The sequence below is a fragment of the Streptomyces sp. NPDC057854 genome, from assembly GCF_042797055.1.
In the GTDB taxonomy this organism is placed as follows: Bacteria; Actinomycetota; Actinomycetes; order Streptomycetales; family Streptomycetaceae; genus Streptomyces.
Genome location: NZ_JBHVMF010000002.1, coordinates 210,510 through 236,035, shown reverse-complemented (window position 1 = coordinate 236,035; position 25,526 = coordinate 210,510). Strand labels below are relative to the sequence as shown.

General features: G+C 74.1%; 26 protein-coding genes and 1 tRNA gene. 20 read left to right on the top strand and 7 right to left on the bottom strand.

Annotated features, from left to right (window positions below; translation table 11 throughout):
* Window positions 1-102: 102 nt before the first annotated feature.
* The 7 genes from galU (at window position 103) to ACFVQZ_RS05355 (ending at window position 5,444) form a co-directional block, all read left to right on the top strand.
* A complete protein-coding gene (galU, locus tag ACFVQZ_RS05385; RefSeq protein WP_030494751.1) occupies window positions 103-1,014 on the top strand; it encodes a UTP--glucose-1-phosphate uridylyltransferase GalU in 912 nt (303 codons plus the stop codon).
* A gap of 4 nt (window positions 1,015-1,018) precedes the next feature.
* Entirely contained in the window at window positions 1,019-2,395 is a 1,377-nt protein-coding gene (gene glp / locus ACFVQZ_RS05380) for a gephyrin-like molybdotransferase Glp (RefSeq protein ID WP_383619837.1), read from the top strand.
* A gap of 59 nt (window positions 2,396-2,454) precedes the next feature.
* A complete protein-coding gene (gene moaC / locus ACFVQZ_RS05375; protein ID WP_383619835.1) occupies window positions 2,455-2,940 on the top strand; it encodes a cyclic pyranopterin monophosphate synthase MoaC in 486 nt (161 codons plus the stop codon).
* Window positions 2,937-3,482, top strand: coding sequence for a molybdenum cofactor biosynthesis protein B (locus ACFVQZ_RS05370; RefSeq protein ID WP_383619833.1), 546 nt, complete (start codon window positions 2,937-2,939; stop codon window positions 3,480-3,482). Before moaC ends, ACFVQZ_RS05370 begins: the two co-directional genes overlap by 4 nt.
* On the top strand, window positions 3,479-4,099 hold the full coding sequence (locus tag ACFVQZ_RS05365) for a GNAT family N-acetyltransferase (protein WP_030494747.1): 621 nt from the start codon (window positions 3,479-3,481) through the stop codon (window positions 4,097-4,099). Before ACFVQZ_RS05370 ends, ACFVQZ_RS05365 begins: the two co-directional genes overlap by 4 nt.
* Before the next feature lie 166 nt (window positions 4,100-4,265).
* Complete coding sequence (glpR, locus tag ACFVQZ_RS05360; protein ID WP_030494746.1) at window positions 4,266-5,282, top strand: gephyrin-like molybdotransferase receptor GlpR; 1,017 nt, start codon at window positions 4,266-4,268, stop codon at window positions 5,280-5,282.
* Window positions 5,283-5,367: 85 nt separating this feature from the next.
* Window positions 5,368-5,444: transfer RNA gene (locus ACFVQZ_RS05355), tRNA-Ala, on the top strand.
* Window positions 5,445-5,579: 135 nt separating this feature from the next.
* On the opposite strand, the gene ACFVQZ_RS05350 is transcribed toward ACFVQZ_RS05355, so the two are convergent.
* Window positions 5,580-6,062, bottom strand: a complete 483-nt coding sequence (locus ACFVQZ_RS05350) for a GNAT family N-acetyltransferase (RefSeq protein ID WP_383619830.1) — start codon at window positions 6,060-6,062, stop codon at window positions 5,580-5,582.
* Window positions 6,063-6,112: 50 nt separating this feature from the next.
* Between ACFVQZ_RS05350 and xth the strand changes: the two genes are divergently transcribed.
* Window positions 6,113-6,916 carry an exodeoxyribonuclease III gene (xth, locus tag ACFVQZ_RS05345; protein ID WP_383619828.1) on the top strand — a complete coding sequence of 268 codons (804 nt, stop codon included), beginning with the start codon at window positions 6,113-6,115 and terminating at the stop codon, window positions 6,914-6,916.
* A 21-nt stretch (window positions 6,917-6,937) separates the two neighbouring features.
* On the opposite strand, the gene ACFVQZ_RS05340 is transcribed toward xth, so the two are convergent.
* Window positions 6,938-7,561 carry a MerR family transcriptional regulator gene (locus tag ACFVQZ_RS05340; protein ID WP_030494743.1) on the bottom strand — a complete coding sequence of 208 codons (624 nt, stop codon included), beginning with the start codon at window positions 7,559-7,561 and terminating at the stop codon, window positions 6,938-6,940.
* Window positions 7,562-7,760: 199 nt separating this feature from the next.
* Here ACFVQZ_RS05340 and ACFVQZ_RS05335 point away from each other — a divergent pair, with 199 nt between their 5' ends.
* The 5 genes from ACFVQZ_RS05335 (at window position 7,761) to ACFVQZ_RS05315 (ending at window position 12,064) form a co-directional block, all read left to right on the top strand.
* Window positions 7,761-9,284 carry an NAD(P)/FAD-dependent oxidoreductase gene (locus ACFVQZ_RS05335; protein ID WP_030494742.1) on the top strand — a complete coding sequence of 508 codons (1,524 nt, stop codon included), beginning with the start codon at window positions 7,761-7,763 and terminating at the stop codon, window positions 9,282-9,284.
* On the top strand, window positions 9,281-10,189 hold the full coding sequence (locus ACFVQZ_RS05330) for an alpha/beta fold hydrolase (RefSeq protein ID WP_051787793.1): 909 nt from the start codon (window positions 9,281-9,283) through the stop codon (window positions 10,187-10,189). The genes ACFVQZ_RS05335 and ACFVQZ_RS05330 overlap by 4 nt, the downstream gene beginning before the upstream one ends.
* Window positions 10,186-11,067, top strand: a complete 882-nt coding sequence (locus ACFVQZ_RS05325; RefSeq protein ID WP_030494740.1) for an SDR family oxidoreductase — start codon at window positions 10,186-10,188, stop codon at window positions 11,065-11,067. The genes ACFVQZ_RS05330 and ACFVQZ_RS05325 overlap by 4 nt, the downstream gene beginning before the upstream one ends.
* A 121-nt stretch (window positions 11,068-11,188) precedes the next feature.
* Window positions 11,189-11,374: a hypothetical protein gene (locus ACFVQZ_RS05320; protein WP_030494739.1), complete on the top strand. Its 186-nt coding sequence runs from the start codon at window positions 11,189-11,191 to the stop codon at window positions 11,372-11,374.
* Window positions 11,375-11,509: 135 nt separating this feature from the next.
* Window positions 11,510-12,064, top strand: a complete 555-nt coding sequence (locus ACFVQZ_RS05315; protein ID WP_383619825.1) for a GNAT family N-acetyltransferase — start codon at window positions 11,510-11,512, stop codon at window positions 12,062-12,064.
* On the opposite strand, the gene ACFVQZ_RS05310 is transcribed toward ACFVQZ_RS05315, so the two are convergent.
* Window positions 12,007-15,297: a S41 family peptidase gene (locus ACFVQZ_RS05310; protein WP_383619823.1), complete on the bottom strand. Its 3,291-nt coding sequence runs from the start codon at window positions 15,295-15,297 to the stop codon at window positions 12,007-12,009. The genes ACFVQZ_RS05315 and ACFVQZ_RS05310 overlap by 58 nt on opposite strands.
* A 200-nt stretch (window positions 15,298-15,497) precedes the next feature.
* Between ACFVQZ_RS05310 and ACFVQZ_RS05305 the strand changes: the two genes are divergently transcribed.
* The gene (locus ACFVQZ_RS05305; protein WP_030494736.1) at window positions 15,498-16,070 is read left to right on the top strand and encodes a TetR/AcrR family transcriptional regulator; all 573 of its coding nucleotides are present in this window, start codon (window positions 15,498-15,500) and stop codon (window positions 16,068-16,070) included.
* Between the two features lie 109 nt (window positions 16,071-16,179).
* Entirely contained in the window at window positions 16,180-18,342 is a 2,163-nt protein-coding gene (locus tag ACFVQZ_RS05300) for an MMPL family transporter (RefSeq protein ID WP_383619820.1), read from the top strand.
* Window positions 18,343-18,435: 93 nt separating this feature from the next.
* Here the strand turns inward: ACFVQZ_RS05300 and ACFVQZ_RS05295 are convergent, their stop codons facing one another.
* Complete coding sequence (locus ACFVQZ_RS05295; RefSeq protein ID WP_030494734.1) at window positions 18,436-18,783, bottom strand: SsgA family sporulation/cell division regulator; 348 nt, start codon at window positions 18,781-18,783, stop codon at window positions 18,436-18,438.
* Window positions 18,784-19,013: 230 nt separating this feature from the next.
* Between ACFVQZ_RS05295 and ACFVQZ_RS05290 the strand changes: the two genes are divergently transcribed.
* From ACFVQZ_RS05290 to ACFVQZ_RS05275, 4 genes are read left to right on the top strand one after another with little or no spacing between them, the layout of a single operon-like run.
* Window positions 19,014-20,087 (top strand): energy-coupling factor ABC transporter permease, encoded by a 1,074-nt coding sequence (locus ACFVQZ_RS05290; RefSeq protein ID WP_383619818.1) that lies wholly within the window; start codon window positions 19,014-19,016, stop codon window positions 20,085-20,087.
* Window positions 20,088-20,090: 3 nt separating this feature from the next.
* Complete coding sequence (cbiQ, locus tag ACFVQZ_RS05285) at window positions 20,091-20,852, top strand: cobalt ECF transporter T component CbiQ (RefSeq protein WP_383619816.1); 762 nt, start codon at window positions 20,091-20,093, stop codon at window positions 20,850-20,852.
* Entirely contained in the window at window positions 20,849-21,664 is an 816-nt protein-coding gene (locus tag ACFVQZ_RS05280) for an energy-coupling factor ABC transporter ATP-binding protein (protein WP_383619814.1), read from the top strand. Before cbiQ ends, ACFVQZ_RS05280 begins: the two co-directional genes overlap by 4 nt.
* A gap of 40 nt (window positions 21,665-21,704) precedes the next feature.
* Window positions 21,705-22,865, top strand: coding sequence for a serine hydrolase domain-containing protein (locus ACFVQZ_RS05275; protein ID WP_030494730.1), 1,161 nt, complete (start codon window positions 21,705-21,707; stop codon window positions 22,863-22,865).
* On the opposite strand, the gene ACFVQZ_RS05270 is transcribed toward ACFVQZ_RS05275, so the two are convergent.
* Window positions 22,862-23,332: a hypothetical protein gene (locus ACFVQZ_RS05270; protein ID WP_030494729.1), complete on the bottom strand. Its 471-nt coding sequence runs from the start codon at window positions 23,330-23,332 to the stop codon at window positions 22,862-22,864. The two genes, ACFVQZ_RS05275 and ACFVQZ_RS05270, sit on opposite strands and share 4 nt — an antisense overlap.
* A gap of 96 nt (window positions 23,333-23,428) precedes the next feature.
* On the opposite strand from ACFVQZ_RS05270, the gene ACFVQZ_RS05265 reads away from it, so the two are divergent.
* Window positions 23,429-24,175, top strand: coding sequence for an SDR family NAD(P)-dependent oxidoreductase (locus ACFVQZ_RS05265; protein WP_383619812.1), 747 nt, complete (start codon window positions 23,429-23,431; stop codon window positions 24,173-24,175).
* 7 nt (window positions 24,176-24,182) lie between these two features.
* On the opposite strand, the gene ACFVQZ_RS05260 is transcribed toward ACFVQZ_RS05265, so the two are convergent.
* Both ACFVQZ_RS05260 and ACFVQZ_RS05255 read right to left on the bottom strand, forming a co-directional pair.
* The gene (locus tag ACFVQZ_RS05260) at window positions 24,183-25,031 is read right to left on the bottom strand and encodes an EamA family transporter (protein ID WP_383619810.1); all 849 of its coding nucleotides are present in this window, start codon (window positions 25,029-25,031) and stop codon (window positions 24,183-24,185) included.
* Entirely contained in the window at window positions 25,028-25,516 is a 489-nt protein-coding gene (locus ACFVQZ_RS05255; protein ID WP_030494726.1) for a YbaK/EbsC family protein, read from the bottom strand. The genes ACFVQZ_RS05260 and ACFVQZ_RS05255 overlap by 4 nt, the downstream gene beginning before the upstream one ends.
* Window positions 25,517-25,526: the final 10 nt, after the last annotated feature.

Below are 25,526 nucleotides of genomic sequence, written 5' to 3'. Positions count from 1 at the left end.
CTGCACGGGGGATCCCTGGAAAACTCTCGTATCTGTCTTTATGGGGGGAAAGTTAATCGGAGCCACATCTTCCTCTCATTCCGTAACGGTTAAGGTGCCTGCATGAATCAGTCGTTCCCTGGCCCCGGCCGGATCAGCAAGGCCGTCATCCCGGCCGCCGGGCTCGGCACCCGCTTCCTGCCGGCGACGAAGGCGACGCCGAAGGAGATGCTGCCGGTCGTCGACAAGCCGGCGATCCAGTACGTCGTCGAGGAGGCCGTCGCCGCCGGGCTCTGCGACGTGCTCATGATCACCGGCCGGAACAAGCGTCCGCTGGAGGACCACTTCGACCGGAACTACGAGCTGGAGGAGGCGCTGAGCCGCAAGGGCGACGGCGAACGCCTCTCCAAGGTCCAGGAGTCGAACGACCTCGCCACCATGCACTACGTGCGCCAGGGCGCCCCGCGCGGCCTCGGGCACGCGGTGCTGTGCGCGGCCCCGCACGTCGGCGACCAGCCCTTCGCGGTCCTCCTCGGCGACGACCTGATCGACCCGCGCGACCCCCTCCTCGCGCGGATGGTCGAGGTCCAGGAGCGCGAGGGCGGCAGCGTCATCGCGCTGATGGAGGTCGAGCCCTCGCAGATCCACCTGTACGGCTGCGCGGCGGTCGAGCCGACCGCGGACGGCGACGTGGTGCGGGTGACGGACCTGGTGGAGAAGCCGGAACCGGCCGAGGCGCCCAGCAACTACGCGATCATCGGCCGCTATGTGCTCGACCCGGCGGTCTTCGACACGCTGCGCGAGACCGAGCCCGGCCGGGGCGGCGAGATCCAGCTGACCGACGCCCTCCAGAAGCTGGCGAGCGACGAGAAGCTGGGCGGTCCGGTGCACGGCGTGGTGTTCAAGGGGCGCCGTTATGACACCGGGGACCGCGGTGACTATCTGCGTGCCATTGTCAGACTCGCGTGCGAACGTGAAGATCTGGGACCGGACTTCCGGGCCTGGCTCCGGAGATACGTCAGCGAGGAGATGTAGGACCTTGAGCAGCGACACGGCACCGTCCCAGGACCCGCGGGAGCCCCGGGACCACGCCACCGGCCACGGTCACGGACCCGGCGACCCGTGCGCGGGACCGGACCGGGCCGGCCTGTGGTCGGTCGACGAGCACCTGGCCGACATCCTGGCGACCGTCCGCCCCCTGGACCCGATCGAGCTGCCGCTGCTCGACGCGCAGGGCTGCGTGCTGGTCGAGGACGTGACGGTGCCGGCGGCGCTGCCGCCGTTCGACAACAGCTCCATGGACGGGTACGCCGTCCGCGTCGCCGACGTCGCGGGCGCGAGCGCCGGGTTCCCGGCGGTCCTCACCGTCGTCGGCGACGTCGCCGCGGGCGCCGGCGGGCTGCCCGAGGTCGGCCCCGGTCAGGCCGCCCGGATCATGACCGGCGCCCCGCTGCCGCCGGGCGCCGAGGCCGTCGTCCCGGTCGAGTGGACCGACGGCGGCACCGGCGAGGGCGCGGCGACCGGCATGCGGGCCGCGAGTACCGCCCCGGAGGGCGCCGCGGGCGAGGTGCGGGTGCACCGCCCGGCCGAGGCCGGCGCCCACGTCCGCCGCGCGGGCAGCGACGTACGGGCCGGGGAGCTCGCGCTCGCGGCCGGCACGGTCCTCGGGCCGCCGCAGCTCGGACTGCTCGCCGCCATCGGCCGGGGCACGGTCCGGGTCCGGCCCCGCCCGCGCGTGGTCGTCCTCTCCACCGGCAGCGAACTCGTCCAGCCCGGCGAGGAACTGGGCCCGGGTCAGATCCACGACTCCAACAGCTTCGCGCTGGCCGCCGCCGCCCGGGACGCGGGCGCGCTGTCCTACCGGGTCGGCGCGGTCGCCGACGACGCCGAGTCGCTGCGCGCGACCATCGAGGACCAGCTGATCCGGGCCGACCTCCTCGTCACCACCGGCGGCGTCAGCGTCGGCGCGTACGACGTGGTGAAGGAGGCCCTGACCGCCGACGGACAGGTCGACTTCCGCAAGCTCGCCATGCAGCCGGGCAAGCCGCAGGGGTTCGGCGCGATCGGCCCCGAGCAGATCCCGCTGCTCGCCCTGCCGGGCAACCCGGTCTCCTCGTACGTCTCCTTCGAGCTGTTCGTCCGGCCGGCGATCCGCGCCCTGATGGGCCTCGGCGACCTGCACCGCCCGGTCGTCCGCGCCACCCTGAAGGCCGACGCCCCGCTCACCTCGCCGCGGGGCCGCCGCCAGTACCTCCGGGGGACGTACGACGCCGAGTCCGGCACCGTCACCCCCGTGGGCGGCGCCGGCTCCCACCTGATCGCCGCCCTCGCCCACGCGGACTGCCTGCTCGTGGTCCCGGAGGACCGCGACGGCGCCGACCCGGGCGACGAGCTGGACGTGGTCCTGCTCGGCTGAGGGGGACCCGGCGGGGGTACGGTGTGTCGTCCCACACAGCGACCGGGAGTGTCACGGCCATGAGCACGCAGCAAGGTCTCACCCACATCGACGAGGCGGGCGCCGCCCGCATGGTCGACGTATCGGCGAAGGACGTCACGTCCCGCACGGCGCGCGCCAGCGGGCGGGTCCTCGTCTCGCCGCGCGTGATCGAGCTGCTGCGCGGCGAGGGCGTGCCGAAGGGGGACGCGCTGGCGACCGCGCGGATCGCCGGGATCATGGGGGCCAAGAAGACCCCGGACCTCATCCCGCTCTGCCACCCGCTGGCCGTCTCCGGGGTGACCCTGGACCTCACCGTGGCCGACGACGCCGTGGAGATCCTGGCGACCGTGAAGACCACCGACCGCACGGGCGTCGAGATGGAGGCGCTGACCGCCGTCTCGGTGGCCGCGCTGACGGTCGTGGACATGGTGAAGGCGGTCGACAAGGGCGCGGTCATCTCCGACGTACGGGTCGAGGAGAAGACCGGCGGCAAGTCGGGCCACTGGACCCGGAGCGAGGCGTGACGCGCGGCGGCCGGGTCGCGGGCGCGCACGAGGCCCACGGCGGGTACCGGGCGCTCGTCGTCACCGCCTCCAACCGGGCCTCCGCCGGGGTCTACGAGGACAAGGGCGGGCCGCTGATCGCCGAGGGCCTGCGCGCGGCGGGCTTCGCCGTCGACGGGCCGCGGGTGGTGCCGGACGGGGCGCCGGTCGAGGAGGCGCTGCGGGCCGGGATCGCCGCCGGGTACGACGTCATCCTGACGACCGGCGGCACCGGGATCTCCCCGACCGACGAGACGCCCGAGGTCACCGCCCGGGTCCTGGACCGGCAGATCCCCGGCATCCCGGAGGCGATCCGGGCGTACGGCCGGGAGAAGGTGCCGACGGCGGCGCTCTCCCGGGGCCTCGCGGGAGTCGCCGGGAGCACGTTGATCGTGAACCTGCCGGGCTCGACCGGTGGGGTGCGGGACGGGCTCGCCGTCCTGGAGCCGCTGCTGCAGCACGCCGTGGACCAGATCCGCGGCGGCGACCACCCGAGACCGGCGGAAGCGGGCCCGGCGTCATGACCGCGGTCTGGCCGGTCGTCCTGGTCGACGGAGACGTGCTGCTCCGGCCGATAAGGATGCGCGACCAGAAGGAGTGGCGGGAGGTGAACCGCCGCAACCGCGAGTGGCTGCGCCCCTGGGAGGCGACGGTCCCGCCGCCCGCGCCGGGCATGCCGCCCGCCCAGCGCCCCACGTACCGTCAGATGGTGCGCCACCTGCGGTCGGAGGCCGCGCACGGGCGGATGCTGCCGTTCGTCGTCGAGTACCGGGGCCGGATGGCCGGGCAACTGACGGTGGCCGGGATCACCTGGGGGTCGATGTGCTCGGGGCACGTGGGCTACTGGGTGGACAGCGCGGTCGCCGGGCGCGGGGTGATGCCGACGGCGGTCGCGCTCGCCGTCGACCACTGCTTCCGGACGGTGGGGCTGCACCGCATGGAGGTGTGCATCCGGCCGGAGAACGGCCCTTCCCGCCGGGTGGTGGAGAAACTCGGCTTCCGCGAAGAGGGGATCCGGCCGCGCTATCTGCACATCGACGGGGCCTGGCGGGACCATCTGGTGTTCGCGCTGACGGCGGAGGAGATTCCGGAGGGGCTGCTGGCCCGCTGGCACCGCACCCGGCGCAGGGACGCCGCTTAGCGCGGTCGCTTCCACGGAAATTCAGATAACTGTTCGAATTCCAGCGGCATATGAACACCGATCGATCTGAACAATCACAAAAAAGTTCAGTGATATCAGCCAGATCGTGCGACACACCGGGCCAATTGGCCGATGCCCCGTCGCGAACCCCTCTACCGTGTGAGGCGTGAGCAGCAGCGGCCTCATCTACGCAGTCATCGTCGGGGCCTGGGCCGCCTACTTGGTGCCGATGTGGCTCCGCAGGCAGGACGAGCTGAACGAGGCCCGTCCGACGGAACGCTTCAGCACCGCCATCCGGCTCCTGTCCGGACGGGCGGGCATGGAGCGCCGGTACGCCAAGGAGCTTCGCGAGCGGGACCGTACGGCCCTGGAGACGGCGCCCGACGTGGACCCGGACGCGGCGACCGAGCACTTGAGCTCGGTCGACGTCCGGGCCTTCGCCGCGCCCCCGGCCAGGACCGAGGCGCGCCTCGAACTCCCCGAGCCCGAGCCGGAGCGCCGGCCCGAACCGGCGCCCGCGCCGGGCCCCCGCGGCGCCGCCGAGCGCGCCCGCCGCGGCAAGGCGCTCGCCCGCCGCCGGCGCACCACCATCGTGCTCTTCTCCGCCTTCACCCTCGGCGCCGTCGTCGCCGCCGTCGGCGGCGTCGCCTTCCTGTGGGCGCCCGGTGTCCCCGCCGTCCTGCTCAGCGCCTACATCGTCCACCTGCGCGGCCAGGAGCGTCGCCGCTTCGTGTACGTGATGGACCGGCGCCGCGCCGAGGCCGCCGCCGCCCGGCTCCGCGAGAGCAGGGCCGCCGCGCCCGAGCCGGAGCCGACGCCCGCGCCGCCGGTCTCCCCGCAGGAGGCCGACCGGCGCGCGCTCGTCGAGCAGACCGACCACGCGGAGTGGGTGGACCAGCAGCGCGAGCGCGGTCCGGCCCGCGGCGACAGCTGGGACCCGGTGCCGGTGCCGCTGCCCACGTACGTCACCGCGCCGGTCGCCCCGCGCGCCTCGCACGGCGTGGACGTCACCGACCCGGAGACCTGGAGCGCGGCCCGCTCCTCCACCGCCGAGCAGCCGCCCGCCCCCGCGCCCGCCCCGCGCCGCCGCCCCGCGCCGCCCGGCCGTGGCCGCGACCACGGCAGGACCCCGCTCTTCGACCAGTACGCGGACGAGGACCGCCCGCGCGCCGCCAACGAATGACGGCCGCGGCGGGTCCCCGCCTGACCTGCGGCGGAAGCGATTTCTCTTCTCGCCGACCGGGATGCTAATGTTTCACACGTCGCAGGGGCCTGTGGCGCAGTCCGGTAGCGCACCTCGTTCGCATCGAGGGGGTCAGGGGTTCGAATCCCCTCAGGTCCACCAGCGAAAAGACGAGATCCCGTCCGATCGAAAGATCGGGCGGGATCTCGTCGTTGACGGCCTTTCGCCTGCGGGGCGGAGCCGGCGGGAACGGCGACCGCCCGGCGCCGAGGGGCGGCCGGGCGGATCGCGGGTGGTTCAGGTCAGCGGCTTGGCGTAGCAGCGGCTGGTGTCGTAGTGGCGGTAGTGGCCGAACTTGGCGCACGGCTCGTAGCCGCTGGAGACGTAGAGGGCGATCGCCTCCGGCTGGGCGACGCCGGTCTCCAGGACCATCCGGGTCCGGCCGGCGGCGCGGGCGTCCTCCTCCAGGAGGGCCAGGAGCCGGCGGGCCAGGCCCCGGCCGCGCGCCTCGGGTATCACGTACATGCGCTTCAGCTCGGCGTCGCCGTCCGCGTACCCCTCCTCGTTCTCGTCCTGCCGGCGCCACGCCCCGCTGGCGACCGGGCGCCCTTCGGTGTCGTAAGCGAGCAGGTAGAGGCCCCGCGGCGGGACGAACATCGTCGGGTCGAGCGGTGTGGCGTCGCCCTCACCGTCCCCGTACCGGACGACGTACTCGGCCTGCACCTCGTCCTGCAGTTTCACGGCGTCGGGGTGGTCGTAGGCGATGGGCTGGATGTGCATGACGTCGATCGTACGTGTATGCGAGTGGCGGGTGTCGGTATTCTCCCGGGATGTTCACTGTGACGACCGCGAACGTCAACGGCCTCCGCGCCGCCGCCAAGAAGGGCTTCACCGGATGGCTGGCGGAGACCTCCGCCGACGCCGTCTGCCTCCAGGAGGTGCGCGCCGAGGCGGCGCAGCTGCCCGCCGAGGTCCGCGCCCCCGAGGGCTGGTTCGCCTTCCACGCACCCGCCGCCGCCAAGGGTCGCGCCGGCGTCTCCCTCTACCTGCGGCGCGAGCCCGACGCCGTCCGCGTCGGCTTCGGGTCCGCCGAGTTCGACGGCTCCGGCCGCTACATCGAGGCCGACCTCCCCGGCGTCACCGTCGCCAGCCTCTACCTCCCCTCCGGTGAGGCCGGCACCGAGAAGCAGGACGAGAAGTACCGCTTCATGGGCGAGTTCCTGCCCTACCTCAAGGAGCTCCGGGGCCGGGCCGCCGCCGACGGGCGCGAGGCCGTCGTCTGCGGCGACTGGAACATCGCCCACCGCGAGGCCGACCTCAAGAACTGGAAGGCCAACCGCAAGAGCGCCGGCTTCCTCCCCGAGGAGCGCGCCTGGCTCGACCGGGTCCTGGCGGAGAGCGACGGCGGCTACGTCGACGTCGTCCGCGCCCTCCACCCCGACCAGGACGGCCCCTACTCGTGGTGGTCCTACCGGGGCCGCGCCTTCGACAACGACTCCGGCTGGCGCATCGACTACCAGATGGCCACCCCCGGCCTCGCGGCCCGGGCCGTCAAGGCGTACGTCGAGCGGGCCGCCACCCACGCCGAGCGCTGGAGCGACCACGCGCCCGTGACCGCCGTCTACCAGCCGTAGGACCGCCGCCGGGCCCTCGGGTCAGCCGCGCGGGTCGTGCAGGCGGCGGTCGAGGGCCATGGAGAGTTCCGCGTCGACGACGCTCTTGGCGAGCGGGCGGAGCCGCTGCGGGTCGGTGTCCCCGGCGTGCGCGGCGAGCAGGTCGGCGAAGAGGCCGGCCAGGGCCTCGGCGTGTTCGCGGACGCGGGCGCCGGCCTTCAGCACCTCGGCGAGCGGGACGCCTTCGCGGACGAGGGCGGCGGAGACGTCGAGGAGCCGGCGGCTGACGTGGACGATGTCCTCGCCGTCGGTGGCGAGGTAGCCGAGGTCGAGGGCGGCGGCGAGGTTCTCGGGAGTGACCTCGCCGGCGAAGCGGTCGGCGAGCTCCTCGGGGGTGAGGCGGACCGGTTCCTCCTCGGTCGGGGGGCCGAGCTCCAGGACCTCGCCGACGTCGCGGCCGGACTCGAAGGCGCTGGTGAGGTCGGCGATGCCGGTGAGGGTGTGGCCGCGTTCCAGGAGGGCGGCGATGGTGCGGAGGCGGGCCAGGTGCCGCTCGTCGTACCAGGCGATCCGGCCCTCGCGGCGGGGCGGCGGGATGAGGCCCCGCTCGCGGTAGAACCGCAGGGTGCGCACGGTGATGCCGGCCGCCTCGGCCAGTTCGGCCATGCGGTACTCGTGCGCGGGCTCGGGGGCCCGCGCGGGCGCCGCCTGTTCTCCTGATCGTTCCGCCACGCCTGCCAGCCTATGTTGTACCGCCGGTAACTTTCCCTCGCCCGACCCCTACCGCTCGGTATGGAGCTGCTCTACAGTCCCGACTGTGCCAGTGATTGCTGGCGGAATCTTGGCCGGGCGCACGGGAGGCGGCATGGCGAAGCACGAGCACGTTCGGGTGGCGGTGATCGGATCGGGGTTCGGCGGGCTCGGCGCCGCCGTCCGGCTGCGCCGCGAGGGGATCACGGACTTCGTCGTCCTGGAGCGGGCCGACTCCGTCGGTGGCACCTGGCGCGACAACAGCTACCCCGGGTGCGCCTGTGACGTGCCCTCGCACCTCTACTCCTTCTCCTTCGCGCCCAACCCCGACTGGCCCCGCACCTTCTCCGGTCAGCGGCACATCCGCGCGTACCTGGAGCACGTCACCGACACCTTCGGCCTCCGGCCGCACCTGCGGCTGAACCACGAGGTCGAGCGGATGGAGTGGGACGCCGACACGCTGCGCTGGCGGATCACCACCAGCTCCGGGTCCTTCACCGCCGACGTCGTCGTCTCCGCCACCGGACCGCTCTCCGACCCGAAGATCCCCGACGTCCCCGGCCTCGACGGCTTCACCGGCAAGGTCTTCCACTCGGCCCGCTGGGACCACGACTACGACCTCCGCGGCAAGCGCGTCGCCATGATCGGCACCGGCGCCTCCGCCATCCAGATCGTGCCCGCCATCCAGCCCGAGGTCGGGAAGCTGACGCTCTTCCAGCGCACGCCCCCGTGGGTCATGCCCCGCATGGACCGGGCCATCAGCGGCCCCGAGCGCTGGCTGCACCGCAGGCTGCCGGTCACCGCCACCCTCCGCCGCGGCATCCTCTGGGGCATCCGCGAACTCCAGGTCGGCGCCTTCACCAAGCACCCGGGCGAGCTGGGCCTGGTCGAGAAGCTGGCCAAGGCCAACATCGCCAAGTCGATCAAGGACCCGGCGCTGCGGGCCAAGCTCACGCCCTCGTACCGCATCGGCTGCAAGCGGATCCTGCTGTCGAACACGTACTACCCGGCCCTCGCCCAGCCCAACGTGGACGTCGTCGCCGGCGGCCTCAAGGAGGTCCGCGGCAACGTCGTGGTCGGCTCCGACGGCAGCGAGACCGAGGTCGACGCCATCGTCTTCGGCACCGGCTTCCACGTCACCGACATGCCGGTCGCCGACCTCGTCTTCGGCGCCGACGGCCGCTCGCTGGCCGAGCACTGGAAGGACGGCGTCCAGTCGCTGCGCGGCGCCACCGTCGACGGCTTCCCCAACTGGATGACGATCATCGGCCCCAACACCGGCCTCGGGAACTCCTCGATGATCCTCATGATCGAGTCCCAGCTGAACTACATGGCCGACTACCTCCGCCAGCTGAACGTCCTCGGCGGCCGGGCCGCGCTCGCCGCCCGCCCCTCCGCCGTGCACGCCTGGAACCGCAAGGTCCAGAACCGCATGGAGCGGACCGTCTGGAAGTCCGGCGGCTGCGACAGCTGGTACCTCGACGCCAACGGGCGCAACACCACCCTCTGGCCCGGCACCACCGGCGAGTTCCGCCGCGAGACCCGCCAGGTCGACCTCTCCGAGTACGAGGTCGTCCGCGCCCCCGAGCCGGTGCGGGCCACCGCCCGCCCCGCGCGGAAGAAGGAGGCCGCCCAGTGATCCGCCTGCCCGAACCCCGCACCCTCACCGTCCGCTCCGCCGACGGCGCCGAGCTGCACGCCGAGGCGTACGGCCCCGAGGGCGCGCCCGCCGTCGTCCTCGCCCACGGCTGGACCTGCTCCGTGTCCTTCTGGGCCGAGCAGATCCGGGCCCTGGCCGCCGACCACCGGGTGATCGCCTACGACCAGCGCGGCCACGGCCGCTCCCCGGTCCCCGCCTCCGGCGGCTACTCCACCACCGCGCTAGCCGACGACCTGGAGGCGGTGCTCGCCGCCACCCTCGGGCCCGGCGAGCGGGCCGTGATCGCCGGCCACTCCATGGGCGGCATGACGATCATGGCCGCGGCCGGCCGCCCCGGCTTCGTCCAGCACGCCGCCGCCGTCCTGCTCTGCTCGACCGGCCCGTCCCGGCTCACCGCCGAGGCGACCGTGGTCCCGCTCGGCCCCGGCGGGCTCCGCACCCGGCTGACCGCTGCCGTCCTCGGCTCGAAGGCGCCGCTCGGCCCGGTCAACGGGATCTCGAAGAGGATCCTCAAGTACGCGACGATGGGCCCCGGTTCGGCGCCCGACCGGGTCGACGCCTGCGCCCGCATCGTGCACGCCTGCCCGCGCGCGTCCCGGTACGGCTGGTCGCAGGTGCTCGCCGGACTCGACCTGGAGGCGGGCGTCCGGGACCTCCGGGTGCCGGCCGCCGTCCTCGTCGGCACCGCCGACCGGCTCACCCCGCCCGTGCACTCCCGGGCCCTGGCCGAGGCACTGCCGCACTGCACCGGCCTCACCGAACTGGCGGGCATGGGCCACATGACGCCCGTCGAGGCCCCGGAGGCCGTCACCGCGCAGATCCGCGAACTCACGCTCACCTACCTCGGTGCGCGTCCGACCACCAGCAAGGAGGCAGGGGTATGAGCAGGGTCAGCCTGGAGGGACAGGTCGCGGTCGTCACCGGCGGCGCCCGCGGCGTCGGCGAACTGCTCGCCCGCAAGCTCTCCGCGCGCGGCGCGAAGATCGCCCTCGTCGGCCTGGAGCCCGAACTCCTCAAGGAGGTCGCCGGCCGGCTGCACACCGAGGCCGACTGGTGGGAGGCCGACGTCACCGACCACGAGGCCATGGCCCGGGTCGCGGCCGAGGTGAAGGAGCGGTTCGGCAAGGTCGACATCGTCGTCGCCAACGCGGGCGTGGCGGCCGGCGGCCCGTTCGTCGACTCCGACCCGGTCGCCTGGCGGCGGGTCGTCGAGGTGAACCTGATCGGCGGGGCGGTCACCGGCCGCGCCTTCCTGCCGGTCCTCATGGAGTCCCGCGGGTACTTCCTCCAGATCGCGTCGCTCGCCGCGATCACCCCGGCCCCGATGATGACCGCGTACTGCGCCTCCAAGTCCGGCGTCGAGGCGTTCGCGCACAGCCTGCGCGCCGAGGTCGCCTACAAGGGCGTGAAGGTCGGCGTCGGCTACCTCTCCTGGACCGACACCGACATGGTGCGGGGCGCCGACCAGGACGACGTGATGAAGGAGCTGCGGCAGCGGCTGCCGTGGCCGTCCAACCGCACGTACCCGCTCGGTCCGGCCGTCGACCGGATCGTCGAGGGCATCGAACGGCGCTCCGCCCACGTGTACGCACAGTGGTGGCTGCGCGGGATGCAGTCGATCCGCGGCTACCTGCCCGGGCTGATCGCCACCGTCGGAAAGCGCGAGGTCGCCCGCTTCGCGCCCCGGCTCTCGACGGTCTCCAAGGGCCTCGTGGGCGCGGGCGGCGCGGCCGACGAGCGGGCCCGGAAGGAGAGCGCCTGACCCCTGCGGTCACGGACGGTGACTGATCGACATGCGCGGCTTCCGGGCCCGTGCGAGGCTGGTCGAGCCCCCGGGGCGTACCGCCCCGATCCCCCCACACCCCGTCTAGGAGTGACATTTCATGGGCATCAAGGACCAGTTCCAGGACAAGGCGCAGGAGCTCCAGGACCGCGCGAAGAAGACCATGGGCAACGCCAAGGACGAGGCTTCGCAGCGCGCCCAGCAGTCCCGCGAGGGCACGCAGGACGCCAAGGAGCGCGCCGAGCGCGAGGCCCGCGAGCGCACGCAGCGCGAGCGCGGCGCCTGACGCCGTCCTGACCGAGGGGCGCACCCGGGACGCCGGGTGCGCCCCTCGCGCATGCCCGGACGCGCCCGGCGCGTGTCGCGTGGGCGTGGCGCAATTCACGTGCTGGTCGCGCGGGGATCTCCGTACCGTGTCCCCATGTCCGTACTCGAAGCGCCCGCACGCGAACCGCTCGTGCTCGAACTCATGCGCGCCGACCACGCCCCCGCCCTGCTCGCCTTCGAGCGGGAGAACCGGGCCTACTTCGCCGCCCACGTGCCCGACCGGGGGGACGCGTACTTCGCCGACTTCGACGCCCGCCACCGGGCCCTGCTCGACGAGCAGGAGAACGAGGGGACGATCCGCTTCCACGTCCTGGTCGCGGAGGACGGCGCGATCCTCGGCCGGATCAACCTGATCGACCTCGCCGACGGCGCGGCCGAACTCGGCTACCGGATCGCCGAGTCTGCCGCCGGCCGGGGCCTCGCCACCCGGGGCGTCCTGGAGGTGTGCCGGCTCGCCCTGGAGGAGTACGGGCTGCGCCGGCTGTACGCGAAGGCGTCGCCGGACAACGCCGCGTCCCGGGCGGTGCTCGCCCGGGTCGGGTTCGGCGCGGTCGGCCGCGAGACGCTGAAGACCGGGGAGACCGCGATTGCCTACGAGCTGGACCTCGGCGGCAGCTTCGGGCGGGAGCGGTCCGGCACGGACTCGTAGCCGGGCGGGTTCGCCGGCGGCTCCGACTCCAGCAGGGCGAGCGCCTTGTGGACGGCGTCGTCGAGCTGGGCGTGCCGCCCCTCGGCCCAGTCGAGGGGGGTGCGCAGCACGGCGAGGTCGGGTTCGACGCCGTGGTTCTCCACGGACCAGCCCCAGGGGGCGAACCAGGCCGCGTTCATGGGGACGGTGATCTGGGTGCCGTCGCCGAGCCGGTGCCGGCCGGTCATGCCGACGACCCCGCCCCAGGTGCGCTGCCCGACGACCGGGCCGAGGCCGAGCAGTTTGAACGCGGCGGTGATCATGTCGCCGTCGGACGAGGTGGCCTCGTCGGCGAGGGCGACGACGGGGCCGCGCGGGGCGTTGGAGGCGTAGCTGACGGGCTGCGCGTTGCGGGTGAGGTCCCAGCCGATGATCTTGCGGGTGAGGGTCTCCACGACGAGTTCGCTGATGTGGCCGCCGGCGTTGCCGCGCACGTCGACGATGAGGGCGGGCCGGGAGACCTCCATCCGCAGGTCGCGGTTGAACTGGGCCCAGCCGGAGCCGCCCATGTCGGGGATGTGGAGGTAGCCGCAGCGTCCGCCGCTGACCTCGCGGACCACGGCCCGCCGTTTGGCGACCCAGTCCTGGTAGCGCAGCGGGCGTTCGTCGATCAGCGGGACGACGGCGACCCGGCGGGAGCGGCCCTCGCCGCCGGCCGGGGTGAAGGTGAGCTCGACGGTGGTGCCGCCGGTGCCGGCGAGCAGCGGGTAGGGGCCGGTGAGGGGGTCGACGGGCCGGCCGTCGACGTGGGTGAGGGCGGCGCCCTCGCGGATGCCCGTACCGGCGAGCGGGGAGCGGGCCTTGGAGTCGGAGGACTCGCCGGGCAGGATCCGCTTGACGACCCAGCTGCCGTCGCGGCACACGAAGTTGGCGCCGAGGAGGCCCTGGGGCCGCTGGTAGTGGGCGGGGCCCTCGTTGCGCCGGGCTGGGGTGACGTAGGCGTGGGAGGTGCCCAGTTCGCCCATGACCTCGCGGAGCAGGTCGGCGAACTCGTCGGGGGAGGCGACCCGTTCGAGGAGCGGCCGGTACTGGGCGAGGATCGCGTCCCAGTCGACGCCGCCCATGCCGGGTTCCCAGAAGTAGGCGCGGACAATCCGCCCGGCCTCGTCGTAGGACTGGCGCCATTCGGCGCCGGGGTCGACCTCGTGGAGGATGCGGCGCAGGTCGAGGTAGACGGTGGAGTCGTTGTCGCCGGGTTCGGTGGCGGGGACGGCGCGCAGTTCGCCCTCGTCGGAGACGACGAGCCGGGTGCCGTCGCCGCTGACCGCGAACCAGTCGAGGTCGCGGGCGAGTTCGGTGCGGCGGGCCTTGGTGACGGAGAAGTGCTCCAGGGTGGGGCGGCCGGAGGTGTCGGCGGGGTTGGCGAAGGTCTCGCCGAGGGCGCCGGAGATGGGCCAGCGCAGCCAGACGAGGCCGCCGCCGGAGACCGGGGCGAGCGCCGAGTACTTGGAGGCGGCGACCGGGAAGGGGGTGACCCGGTCGGGCAGTCCCTCGGTCTCCACGGTGACGGTGCCGTCGCCGCTGTCGGCGCCGTCGTCGGCGGGATCGAGGCCGCCGGCGGCGGGGCGCCCGTCGGGGAGCAGCGCGAAGGGGGACGGGGTCGCGGAGGAGAGCGGCACCAGGTAGGGGCGGCAGCCGAGCGGGAACGACAGGTCGCCGGTGTGGACGTCGTACACCGGGTCGAAGCCGCGCCAGGAGAGGAAGGCGAGGTAGCGGCCGTCGCTGGTGAAGACGGGGTTCTCGTCCTCGAAGCGCCCGTTGGTGACGTCGATGACCGTGCGCGGGCCGGGGCCCGCGATGCGGACGAGCTTGATGGAGCGCAGGGAGCGGCCGATGCCGGGGTGGGACCAGGTGAGCCAGGCGCCGTCGGGGGAGAAGGCGAGGTCGCGGACCGGGCCGTTGACGGACCGGATCAGCTCGGTGACCTCTCCGTTGGAGTCCTCGGTGGCGTCGATGAGGAGCAGCCGGCCGTCGTGGGTGGCGAGGGCGAGGCGTTCGCCGTCGGGGTCGGCGACCAGTTCCTCGACGCGGCCCAGTTCTCCGGCGGCGAGCCGGCGCGGCGGCCGGTCGCCGCTGGCCCGGGGCAGGTAGGCGATCTCGACGGCGTCCTCGCCCTCGGCGTCGGTGACGTACGCGATCTGGCCGCCGCTGCCGAGCATCTCGGGGAGCCGGACGCGGACGCCGGGGGTGTCGGTGATGGCGCGGGCGGGCCCGTCGCGGTGGGTGAGCCAGTACAGGCTGCCGCGCACCCCGACGGCGCTGGCCCGGCCGGTCTCGTCGACGGAGACGGCGTCGACGTGCCGGGCGGCGGGCACCTGGTAGGGCCGCCGGCCGGCCCGCTGGCCGCCGAGCCGGACCTCCAGCCGGCGCGGTGAGGCGTCGGCGGACAGGTCCTCCACGATCCACAGCTCGCCGGCGCACTGGTAGACGACCCGGCGGCCGTCGGAGGAGGCGTGCCGGGCGTAGAAGTCGGCGTGGTCGGTGTGCCGGCGCAGGCCGGTGCCGTCGGGGCGGCAGGAGTAGAGGTTGCCGATGCCCTCGTGGTCGGAGAGGAAGGCGATCCGGCAGCCGTCCTCGCCGGGCGGGGCGGTGACGAACATCGGGTCGGCGAGGTGGCCGCCGAGGTCGGCGAGGAGCCGTTCGCCGTGCAGCCAGAGCCGGCCGGTGGCGCCGCCCCGGTACCGCTTCCAGGCGGCGGGCTCGTGCGGCGGGGTGCCGGTGAGGAGCAGGGTGCGGCGCTCGCCGTCGACGTCCCGGACGGCGATGTCGGAGACCGGGCCCCACGGCATCCGGCGGCCGGGCGAGCCGTCGGTGCCGACGGTGTAGGCCCAGGAGAAGTACGAGAAGGGCTGGCCCTGCGAGGAGACGGCGAGGATGTCCCCGTCGGGGGACCAGCCGCAGACCCGGGTGTCGGTGGAACCCCAGTAGGAGAGCTGGCGGGCGTGGCCGCCGTCGACCGGCACGAGGTGGATCTCGGGGTCGAGGCTGCGCCAGTTCGTGTACGCGATGTGCCGCCCGTCCGGCGAGAAGCGGGGGTGCCCGGCCCGGGTGCGGTCGACGGTGAGCCGCCAGGCGCGGCCGGGGGTCTGCCCGTCGGGGACGAGCGGGGCGACCCACAGGTCGTCCTCGGCCGTGAAGCACAGCAGGTCGTCGTGGAGGTGCGGGAAGCGGAGGTAGGCCACGTCGTCACTCACCTGTTCATGCTTTCCGCGCGGAGGGGGCGCGGCAACTCGTACGGGCGTACGGAAGGTGGCGGGGTGGGGTGGCGGGGTGTGGCCCAGAACACGTACGAAACGGTTTCGTTTCGCTGGCGGTCGGGGGTACCTTCGTACCGTACGCAGAGTACGAAACCGTTTCGTTCGCTCTGCCTCGTCCCCCGACCGGAGGTCCCGACATGGCCCGCAGCAGACTCACTCCCGAGCGGGAGACCGAGCTCTACGCGGCCGTGCTCGACCTCCTCCGCGAGGTCGGCTACGACGCCCTCACCATGGACGCCGTCGCCGCCCGCACCCACTCCAGCAAGGCCACCCTCTACCGCCAGTGGGGGAGCAAGCCCGAGCTGGTCGCCACGGCCCTGCGCCACAACAAGCCGTCCGGTTTCGACCAGATCGACACCGGCTCCCTGCGCGGCGACTTCCAGGCGCTCCTGGACCTCGCCGACGACTGCCAGATGGAGCGGGACACCGCGCTGATGCGGGGTCTCGCCCATGCCGTCCACACCCACCCGGACCTGCACCAGGCGCTGCGCGAGCTGCTCATCGAACCCGAGCTCAACGGTTTCGCCGAGATCCTCCGGCGCGCGGTCCGCAGGGGCGAGGTCCCGCCGGACAACCCGGCCCTCGACTTCGTCCCGCACATGCTCATCGGAGCGCTCGTCGCCCGCCCGCTGATCGACGACCAGCCGGTCGACCACGCGTTCCTCGTCCGATACGTCGACGCCGTCGTGCTCCCCTCACTCGGCGTCTGACCACCCCGCACCGCCCCGCACCACCCCTGCTCCACCTGACTGCGCACCGCTCACGCCGTCGGGCCGGCTCCCCATGCCCTGTCCCGCCCCACAATGGGAGTACGCACCCGTGGCCACCTTCCTGTACAAACTGGGCCGCACCGCCTTCCGGCGCCGACGGCTCGTCGCCCTCCTCTGGGTGGCGCTCCTGGCGATCGCCGGAATCGGCGCCGCCACCGCGCCCGCCGCGACCTCCAGCTCCTTCTCCATCCCCGGCACCGAGGCCCAGCGCGCCTTCGACCTGCTCGAAGAGCGCTTCCCGGGTGCCGGAGCCGACGGCGCCACCGCCCGGGTCGTCTTCAAGGCCCCCGACGGCGGCAAGATGACCGACGCGGCGCCCAAGGCCGTCGTCGAGGAGACCGTCGCCGCGCTGAAGTCCGGCTCCGACCAGATCGTCTCGGTCACCGACCCGTACACGGCCCAGGCCGTCTCCCGGGACGGCTCCACCGCCTACGTCTCCGTCGCCTACAAGGTCAACGCGATGGAGCTGACCGACGAGACCCGCGAAGCCCTCGAACAGGCCGGCCACGCCGCCCAGGGCAAGGGCCTCACCGTCGAGGTCGGCGGCGACGCCCTCCAGACCATGCCCGAGACCGGCACCGGCGAGATCATCGGCGTCGTCATCGCCGGCTTCGTCCTGGTGATCACCTTCGGCTCGCTCGTCGCGGCCGGACTGCCGCTGCTCACCGCGATCATCGGCGTCGGCATCGGCGTCAGCGCGATCACCGCGCTCGCCAACGTCCTCGACCTCGGCACCACCACCTCCACCCTGGCGATGATGATCGGCCTCGCCGTCGGCATCGACTACGCCCTCTTCATCGTCTCCCGCTACCGCTCCGAACTGGCCGACGGCCGGGACAAGGAGGAGGCCGCGGGCCGTGCCACCGGCACCGCCGGCTCGGCCGTCGTCTTCGCCGGGCTCACCGTCGTCATCGCCCTCGTCGGCCTCGCCGTCGTCAACATCCCGATGCTGACGAAGATGGGCTTCGCCGCCGCCGGCACCGTCGTCATCGCCGTCCTCATCGCCCTCACCCTCATCCCGGCGCTGCTCGGCTTCGCCGGCGACAAGGTGATCGGCCGCAAGCAGCGCAAGGGCCTCGCTGACGCGGAGAAGGATGGCAAGCCGAACGCCGGCACCCGTTGGGCCCGGTTCGTCCTCCGCCGCCCGCTCTTCGTCCTGCTGGCCGGCGTCCTCGGCCTCGGCGCCATCGCCGTCCCGGCCGCCTCGCTGGAGATGGGCCTGCCCGACGACGGCGTGAAGCCGGTCTCCGCGACCGAGCGCCGCGCCTACGACCTGCTGTCCGAGGGCTTCGGCCCCGGCTTCAACGGCCCGCTGCTCGTCGTCGTCGACGGCGACAAGGCCACCGCCGACCGGACCGTGTCCACCATCCAGAAGCTCGACGGCATCGCCGCCGTCACCCCGGCCACGCCCAACAAGGCCGGCGACGCCGCCATGATCACGGTGATCCCGAAGGACCGCCCGTCCTCCGGCGCCACCGAGACCCTGGTCCACGACATCCGCGACGCCACCGGCGACGACGTCCTCGTCACCGGCGCCACCGCGATGAACATCGACTTCTCGGAGAAGATGAACGACGCCCTCGTGCCCTACCTGGCACTCGTCGTCGGCCTCGCCTTCGTCCTGCTGACCGTGGTCTTCCGATCGGTCCTCGTGCCCCTCAAGGCCGCCCTCGGCTTCCTGCTGTCGGTGGTCGCCGCCCTCGGCGCCGTCGTCGCGGTCTTCCAGTGGGGCTGGCTGGGCAGCCTGTTCGGCGTCGAGCAGACCGGCCCGATCATGTCGATGATGCCGATCTTCATGGTCGGCGTGGTCTTCGGCCTCGCGATGGACTACGAGGTCTTCCTCGTGACGCGGATGCGCGAGGCGTACGTCCACGGCGAGCGGCCCGGCGAGGCGATCGTGACCGGCTTCCGGCACAGCGCCCGGGTGGTCACCGCCGCCGCGGTGATCATGATCGCGGTCTTCTCCGGCTTCATCGGCATGAGCGACCAGATGATCAAGATGATCGGCTTCGGCCTCGCCGTCGCGGTCCTCTTCGACGCCTTCGTCGTCCGCATGGCGATCGTCCCGGCCGTCCTCGCGCTCCTCGGCCACAAGGCGTGGTGGCTGCCGAAGTGGCTCGACCGCGCGCTGCCGAACGTGGACGTCGAGGGCGAGTCCCTGGCCGCCCACGACACCGCGGCCCCCGCGAAGCCGGACCTCGCGAAGGTCTGACACCCCCGGTCCCGGGGCGGCCCCTGAGCGGGGGGTGCGCCCCGGCCCGCGCCGGAACCTGTGGGGACGGGGAGCCGACGCGGCCGTGCGCCGTCAGTGCGTCGTCAGCGACGACGCGCCGGCGGCGTACGTGTGCTCCAGGAACCGGGAGAGCACCACGCTGTCGAACTGGACGACCGAGACCTCCGCGGCGCCGTGGAACTCGACCACCGTCTGCGCCCGGCCGCACGGCCAGACCGCGATGTCGCCGCGGTGGGCCGGCTCGTGGATGCCGTCCTCCAGCAGCGCGCGGGGGAAGGACCACTCGACGCCGCCGGGGAGGACGAAGCGGACGGTGGCGGGGGAGAAGCCGGGATCGTACCGGAGGGAGACCGGCACGGCCCGGGAGACCGGCGCGTCGCCGATCAGGCGGGCGCGGGCATGGTCCTCGACGGCGGCCATCACGTTCTCCTCACCTAGAGCTGCGATTTGTCACTCAATGTCGCATTCTTCCCAAGGGATCGCATGGTCACTCCCGACGTGACCGATCCGTGGCCGTACTCACACCGCGTCTTCCCGGTCCCGGGGCGGACTCACCTGTCGCCCTCCCCTCCGGCGGCCGGAGCGCGCATCCCGTTTTGTGATCTGGACGCTCTTGCAAGTCGTTTGCAGGAGCGCTCATCATTCGGGACGTGCATGTACCCGACGGATTCATCAACGCCCCCGTGTCGGCCGCCGCCGGTGTCGTCGCCGCCGGCGCCGTCGCCCTGAGCCTGCGCGGCGCGCGCCGGGAGCTCGGCGGCACCGCCGTCCCGGCCGGCGACCCCGCGGGGGAGCGGGTGGCGCCGCTGGCCGGCCTCGTCGCCGCCTTCGTCTTCGCCGTCCAGATGCTCAACTTCCCGGTCGCCGCCGGGACCAGCGGCCACCTCCTCGGCGGAGCGCTCGCCGCGATCCTCGTCGGCCCCTGGACCGGCGTCCTGTGCATCGCCGTCGTGCTGATCATGCAGGCCGTCCTCTTCGCCGACGGCGGCCTCACCGCGCTCGGCGTCAACATCACCGTCATGGGCGTCGTCACCGTCGTCACCGCCCACCTCCTCTTCCGCGGCCTGCGGCTCGTGCTGCCCCGCAGCCGCGGCGGCGTCACCGCCGCCACCTTCGTCGCCGCGCTCGTCTCCGTACCGGCCTCGGCCGCCGCCTTCACCCTGCTCTACGCGGTCGGCGGCACCACCGACGTGCCGATCGGCAAGGTCCTCACCGCCATGCTGGGCGTCCACGTCCTCATCGGCGTCGGCGAGGCCGTCATCACCGCCCTCACCGTCGGCGCGGTCCTCGCCGTCCGCCCCGACCTCGTGCACGGCGCCCGCGGCCTCACCGCGCCGCTCAAGCTGCGCGTCGACGGCGAACTCGTCGACGCCGCGCCGGTCCCGGCCGCCGCCGAGGCGCCCACCGGGAGCCCCCGGAAGGTGTGGCTCGCCGGCGCCGCCACCGCCCTCGTCCTCGCCGGCGTCGTCTCGTTCTACGCCTCCGCCAGCCCCGACGGCCTGGAGAAGGTCGCCGCCGACCAGGGCATCGACGCCAAGGTCCAGGAACACGCCGCCGCCGGCTCCCCGCTCGCCGACTACGGCGTCCAGGGCGTCGACTCCGCCCGCCTCTCCGGCGGCCTCGCCGGCGTGATCGGCGTCGGCCTCACCCTCGCCGCCGGCACCGGCGTCTTCTGGACCGTCCGCCGCCGCCGGCGCGCCGCCGGGACCGGCGCCCAGGTCTGACGGATGGGAGCGGGGCACGCGCACCGGCTGTACCGGCGGGGGGACTCGCCGGTCCACGCCCTGCCCGCGCACACCAAACTCGTCGCCGTCCTCGGCTTCGTCCTCGTCGTCGTCGGCACCCCGCGCGAGGCCGTCTGGGCCTTCGCCCTCTACGCGGCCCTGCTCGCCGCCGTCGCCGCACGCGCGCGCGTACCCGCCGGCTTCCTGCTGCGGCGGCTCGCCATCGAGGTCCCGTTCGTCGCCTTCGCCGTGCTCATGCCGTTCGTCGTCCCCGGCGAGCGGACGACCGTCCTCGGCGTGGACCTCAGCGTCCCCGGCCTCTGGGGCGCCTGGAACGTCCTCGCCAAGGGCACCCTCGGCGTCACCGCCTCCGTGCTCCTCGCCGCCACCACCGAGCTCCGCGCCCTGATCCTCGGCCTCCAGCGGCTCCGCCTGCCGTCGCCGCTCGTCCAGATCGCCGCGTTCATGATCCGGTACGGCGACCTCATCACCGACGAGATGCGCCGGATGTCCGTCGCCCGCCGCTCCCGCGGCTTCGAGGCGTCCGGCGTACGCCACTGGGGCGTCCTCGCCAAGTCCGCCGGCGCCCTCTTCATCCGCTCGTACGAGCGCGGCGAACGCGTCCACCTCGCCATGGTCAGTCGCGGCTACACCGGCACGCTGCCGCTCCTCGACGACACCCCGACGACCCGCGCCCAGTGGGCGACCGCGCTCGCCCTGCCGCTCGCCGCCCTCCCGATCTGCCTCCTCGGACGGACCCTGTGACCACGCCCCCGCCGGACGACACGACCGCGCCCCCGCCGGGCACCCCGGCCGCGCCCACGCCGGACGCCCCACCCCCGCCCTCGCTGGACGTCTCCGGCCTCGCCTACGCCTACCCCGACGGCCACCAGGCGCTCTTCGGCGTGAACCTGACGATCGGGCGCGGCGAGCGGGTCGCCCTCCTCGGCCCCAACGGCGCCGGGAAGACCACCCTCGTCCTCCACCTCAACGGCATCCTCGCCGCCGGCGCGGGCACCGTCACCGTCGCCGGACTGCCCGTCGGCAAACGGCACATGGCGGAGATCCGGCGGAAGGTCGGCATCGTCTTCCAGGACCCCGACGACCAGCTCTTCATGCCCACCGTCCGCGAGGACGTCGCCTTCGGCCCCGCCACCGCCGGGCTGCGCGGCGCCGAGCTGGACGCGGTCGTGGAGCGCGCCCTCGCCCGGGTCGGCATGGCCGCGTACGCCGACCGGCCCCCGCACCACCTCTCCTTCGGGCAGCGGCGCCGGGTCGCCGTCGCGACCGTCCTCGCCACCGAGCCCGAGATCCTCGTCCTCGACGAGCCGTCCTCCAACCTGGACCCGGCCTCCCGCCGCGAGCTCGCCGACGTGCTGCGCTCCCTGGACGTCACCGTCCTCATGGTCACCCACGACCTGCCGTACGCCCTGGAGCTCTGCCCGCGCTCGCTGATCCTCAGCGAGGGCGTGATCGCCGCCGACGGGCCGACCCGCGACCTCCTCGCCGACGAGGAGCTCATGGCCCGCCACCGCCTCGAACTGCCCTTCGGTTTCGTCCCGGGTTCCGTCGCCTGAGACCATGGGTCCCGTTCGTACGAAAGGATGAGTGGGTCAGGTGGACGTCCAGGGCACGGTGGCACCGGGCTGGGAGCCGGTGCGGGACGCGTTCCTGCGCAACTTCGAGCAGCGCGGCGAGCGGGGCGCGGCGGTCGCCGTCCACCGCGACGGCACCAAGGTCGTCGACCTGTGGGCCGGCACGAAGGACGCCGACGGCACCGAGCCGTGGACCGAGGACACCGCCCAGGTCGTCCGCTCGGCCACCAAGGGCGTCGCCGCCGCCGTCCCGCTCCTCCTCCACCAGCGCGGCCGGATCGACCTGGACGCCCCGGTGGCCACGTACTGGCCCGAGTTCAAGGCGGCCGGCAAGGACCGCGTGACGGTACGGCAGCTCCTCGCCCACCAGGCCGGCGTGCCCGTCCTCGACCGCCCGCTCACCCTCGCCGAGGCCACCGACCTGGAGACGGCCACCGCCGCCGTCGCCGCGCAGGCCCCCGCCTGGGACCCCGGCACCGCCCACGGCTACCACGCCCACACCTTCAGCTGGCTCCTCTCCGGCCTCGTCCACCGCGTCACCGGCCGCTCCATCGGCCGCTGGGTCGCCGAGGAGATCGCCGCCCCGCTCGGCCTCGACCTGTGGATCGGCCTCCCGCCCGCCGAGCAGCACCGGGTGGGCCGCCTCGGGCCCGTCGACGCCCCCGAGGACACCGGCGCGCTCCGCCTCCGGCCCAAGCGCACCGTCACCGAGGCGTGGCAGGATCCGGCCTCCCTCACCCGCCGCGCCTTCGAGGTCATCACCCCCAAGCCCGACGAGAACGACCCCGCCTACCGGGCCGCCGAACTCCCCGGCTCCGCGGGCGTCGCCACCGCCCGCGCCCTCTCCCGCTTCTACGCCGCCACCCTCGGCCCCCTCGCCGACGGCGGCCCCCGCCTCTTCGCCCCCGCGACCCTCGCCCTGGCCCGCACCGAGGAGTCGGCCGGCACCGACCGCGTCCTCCTCGTCGGCACCCGCTTCGGCCTCGGCCACATGCTGCACGGCCCCGCCTCCCCGCTCCTCAGCCCGACCTCCTTCGGCCACCCCGGCCGCGGCGGCTCCCTCGCCTTCGCCGACCCCGAGTCCGGTACGGCCTTCGGCTACGTCACCAACGGCATGCGCAAGACGGTCACCTCCGACCCCCGCGCCCAGGCCCTGCTCCGCGCCGTCAAGTCCGTCCTCTAGCGGTCCGCCCCCCAGCGCCACACCAGCTCCCCACCCACCGGCACGGCGGCCCAGCGGGCGGCGGCCGCGTCCAGCCGCGGGCCCGTCCGCGCCAGCGCCTCCGCGTCCAGCAGCGCCGGGCCGACGCCCCGGCCCTCCACGGGAAGCCCGCGCCACGCCCGGTACGCCCAGTTCACCGACAGCTCGGCCGCCAGCACGGCGTCACCGCCCCGGCGCAGCACCTTCAGCCCCGACCGGCGGTGCCTCCCCGGCACGACCGGCTCGAAACCCTCGAACGTGGCCCCGCGCGCCGTCGCCCCCCAGAACCCGTCCCCGATGCCGAGGGCGGTCTCCACGACGGCGTGCACCAGGTCGTGCGGCAGGCTCGGCCCGACGGGCCGGGCGGGCAGCCGGACGTCCGGCCCCTTCCGGGCACGGACCAGGATCTCGTGCCGGTCGTCCGGCAGCTTCCGAAAGACGATGTCCATACGCCCGACGGTAGGCGCGGAACCCGCCGCCGCCCACCGATTTCCGCACCGCACGGGGTCTGGCCCCGGCTCCGGTCCCGGTGCTGAGATCGGGACATGGATCTCACGGCACGCTTCGCGGGAAAGACGGCCCTGGTCACCGGCGCCGGCAGCGGCATCGGCGCGGCGACGGCCCGCCGCCTGGCGGCGGAGGGCGCGCACGTCCTCGTCACGGACATCGACGAGGAGGCGGCCCGCACGGTGGCCGCCGGCCTCCCGCACGCCACGCCGCACCGCCTCGACATCACCGACCGCACCGCGATCGACGCCCTGTTCGCGGACCTCCCCGCCCTCCACGTCCTCGTCAACAACGCCTTCGTCCCCTTCGTGGACGACCCCGACGAGAACTGGCGCCGCCAGCTCGACGGCACCCTCCTCGGCGCCGTCCACTGCTCCCGCGCCGCCCTCCCGCACCTCACGGCCACGGCGGGCGCGATCGTCACCATCGGCTCGGTCAACGCCGAGACCGACTTCGGCGACCACGCCTACAGCGCCGCGAAGGCCGCCCTCGGCTCCTTCACCCGCACCCTCGCCGGCGAGGCGGCCCCCCACGGCGTCCGCGTCAACCAGATCAACCCCGGCACCGTCGCCACCCCCGCCTGGTCGGGCCGCGACCGCGCCCTCACCGCCCTCGGCGCCCGCGCCTACCCCCTGCGCCGCGTCGGCACCCCCGACGACATCGCCGCCGCCGTCGCCTTCCTCGCCTCCCCGGACGCCGCCTGGATCACCGCCACCACCCTCCGCGTCGACGGCGGCCTCCTCGGCGTGAACCGCCACTTCCGGGAGATCCTGGACGGCGCCTGAGCCCGCGTCACCCGCTCGTCAGCATCAGGGCGATGCCCAGCGTCATCAGGCCCGCCGCGGCGATTCTCGGGGTGCCGAAGCGTTCCTTGAAGAGGACGGCGCCGATGGCGGCGCCCACGAGGAGGGACGATTCGCGGAGGGCGGCTATCGGGGCCAGGGGGGCTCGGGTCTGGGCCCAGAGGACGAGGGCGTAGGCGGCGACCGAGAGGGCCGCGCCGAGGAGGCCGCGGGCGGCGTGCGGGCGGAGCGCGGGGAGGAGGGCGCGGCGGCGGACCGCCAGGGCGTACGCGGGGATGACCAGGCCCTCCAGGGCCATCAGCCTGGCGATGTAGCCGAGGGTGGTGCCGGAGGCGCGGACGCCGAGGCCGTCGACGACCGTGTACAGGGCGATCGACAGGCCGGTGGCGAGCGCCGCGAGCAGCGCCGGCCGCTGCGCGCCGCCCGAGCCGCGTACGCCCCACAGCGCCAGGCCCGTCAGGCCCGCGCAGGCCACCGCCACGCCGAGGAGCTGCCGGCCGTCCGGGACCTCGTGCACGAGGACGGCCGCGAGGAGCGTCACGACCAGTGGGGCCGTACCGCGGGCGATCGGGTACATCTGCCCGAAGTCGCCGAGCGTGAACGACTTCATCAGCAGCGCGTAGTACGCGACGTGCAGGGCGGCCGAGGCGATCAGGTACGGCCACGCCCCCGCCGCCGGGACCGGCGCGAAGGGGATCAGGGCCAGGCCGATCAGCGCCCCGCCGCCGGCGATCAGGGTGAAGGAGAGCAGCTGGTCGCGGATGTGGTGGGCCAGCGCGTTCCACGACGCGTGCGCGACCGCGGCCACCAGCACCACCGCCGCGACCAGCGGCGTCACGCCGTGCGCTCGCGCACGTCCGCGAGGGTCGCGCCCGCGTGGGCGATCAGTTCCTTCGGGGGCAGGGCGAAGACGGAGTGCGGGGTGCCGGCCGCCGCCCACACCAGGTCGTGGTCGAGCAGGCCCTCGTCGGCGAGGACGCGGGTCCGGGTGCGGTGCCCGAACGGCGGGACGCCCCCGATCGCGTACCCGGTCGTCTCCCGGACCACCCGCGCGTCCGCCCGCGTCACCTCCCCGGCGCCCAGCGCCTCCCGCACCCGCTCGACGTCCACCCGCGACGCCCCGTCCATGAGGACGAGCACCGGGACGCCGTCGGCGGCGAAGATCAGGGACTTCACGATCTCCGAGACCGCGCAGCCGATCGCGTCGGCGGCCTGCTGGGCGGTCCGGGTCTCGTCGGGGAAGCGGCGGACCTCGACGTCGAGGCCCGACTCGGCGAGGGCGGCGGCGAACTGGGGGTGGGCGGCGGAGGCGTCGGTCGTCATGCCCGCACAC

Coding starts and splice junctions, on each gene's coding strand:
- ACFVQZ_RS05315 (WP_383619825.1), top strand. CDS start 11,510: ATGTCCGTACTCGAAGCGCCCGCACGCGAACCGCTCGTGCTCGAACTC.
- ACFVQZ_RS05305 (WP_030494736.1), top strand. CDS start 15,498: ATGGCCCGCAGCAGACTCACTCCCGAGCGGGAGACCGAGCTCTACGCG.
- xth (WP_383619828.1), top strand. CDS start 6,113: ATGTTCACTGTGACGACCGCGAACGTCAACGGCCTCCGCGCCGCCGCC.
- cbiQ (WP_383619816.1), top strand. CDS start 20,091: ATGGGAGCGGGGCACGCGCACCGGCTGTACCGGCGGGGGGACTCGCCG.
- moaC (WP_383619835.1), top strand. CDS start 2,455: ATGAGCACGCAGCAAGGTCTCACCCACATCGACGAGGCGGGCGCCGCC.
- ACFVQZ_RS05340 (WP_030494743.1), bottom strand. CDS start 7,561: ATGGCCGAACTGGCCGAGGCGGCCGGCATCACCGTGCGCACCCTGCGG.
- ACFVQZ_RS05295 (WP_030494734.1), bottom strand. CDS start 18,783: ATGGCCGCCGTCGAGGACCATGCCCGCGCCCGCCTGATCGGCGACGCG.
- ACFVQZ_RS05265 (WP_383619812.1), top strand. CDS start 23,429: ATGGATCTCACGGCACGCTTCGCGGGAAAGACGGCCCTGGTCACCGGC.
- ACFVQZ_RS05325 (WP_030494740.1), top strand. CDS start 10,186: ATGAGCAGGGTCAGCCTGGAGGGACAGGTCGCGGTCGTCACCGGCGGC.
- ACFVQZ_RS05335 (WP_030494742.1), top strand. CDS start 7,761: ATGGCGAAGCACGAGCACGTTCGGGTGGCGGTGATCGGATCGGGGTTC.
- ACFVQZ_RS05365 (WP_030494747.1), top strand. CDS start 3,479: ATGACCGCGGTCTGGCCGGTCGTCCTGGTCGACGGAGACGTGCTGCTC.
- ACFVQZ_RS05320 (WP_030494739.1), top strand. CDS start 11,189: ATGGGCATCAAGGACCAGTTCCAGGACAAGGCGCAGGAGCTCCAGGAC.
- ACFVQZ_RS05255 (WP_030494726.1), bottom strand. CDS start 25,516: ATGACGACCGACGCCTCCGCCGCCCACCCCCAGTTCGCCGCCGCCCTC.
- ACFVQZ_RS05350 (WP_383619830.1), bottom strand. CDS start 6,062: ATGCACATCCAGCCCATCGCCTACGACCACCCCGACGCCGTGAAACTG.
- galU (WP_030494751.1), top strand. CDS start 103: ATGAATCAGTCGTTCCCTGGCCCCGGCCGGATCAGCAAGGCCGTCATC.
- ACFVQZ_RS05270 (WP_030494729.1), bottom strand. CDS start 23,332: ATGGACATCGTCTTTCGGAAGCTGCCGGACGACCGGCACGAGATCCTG.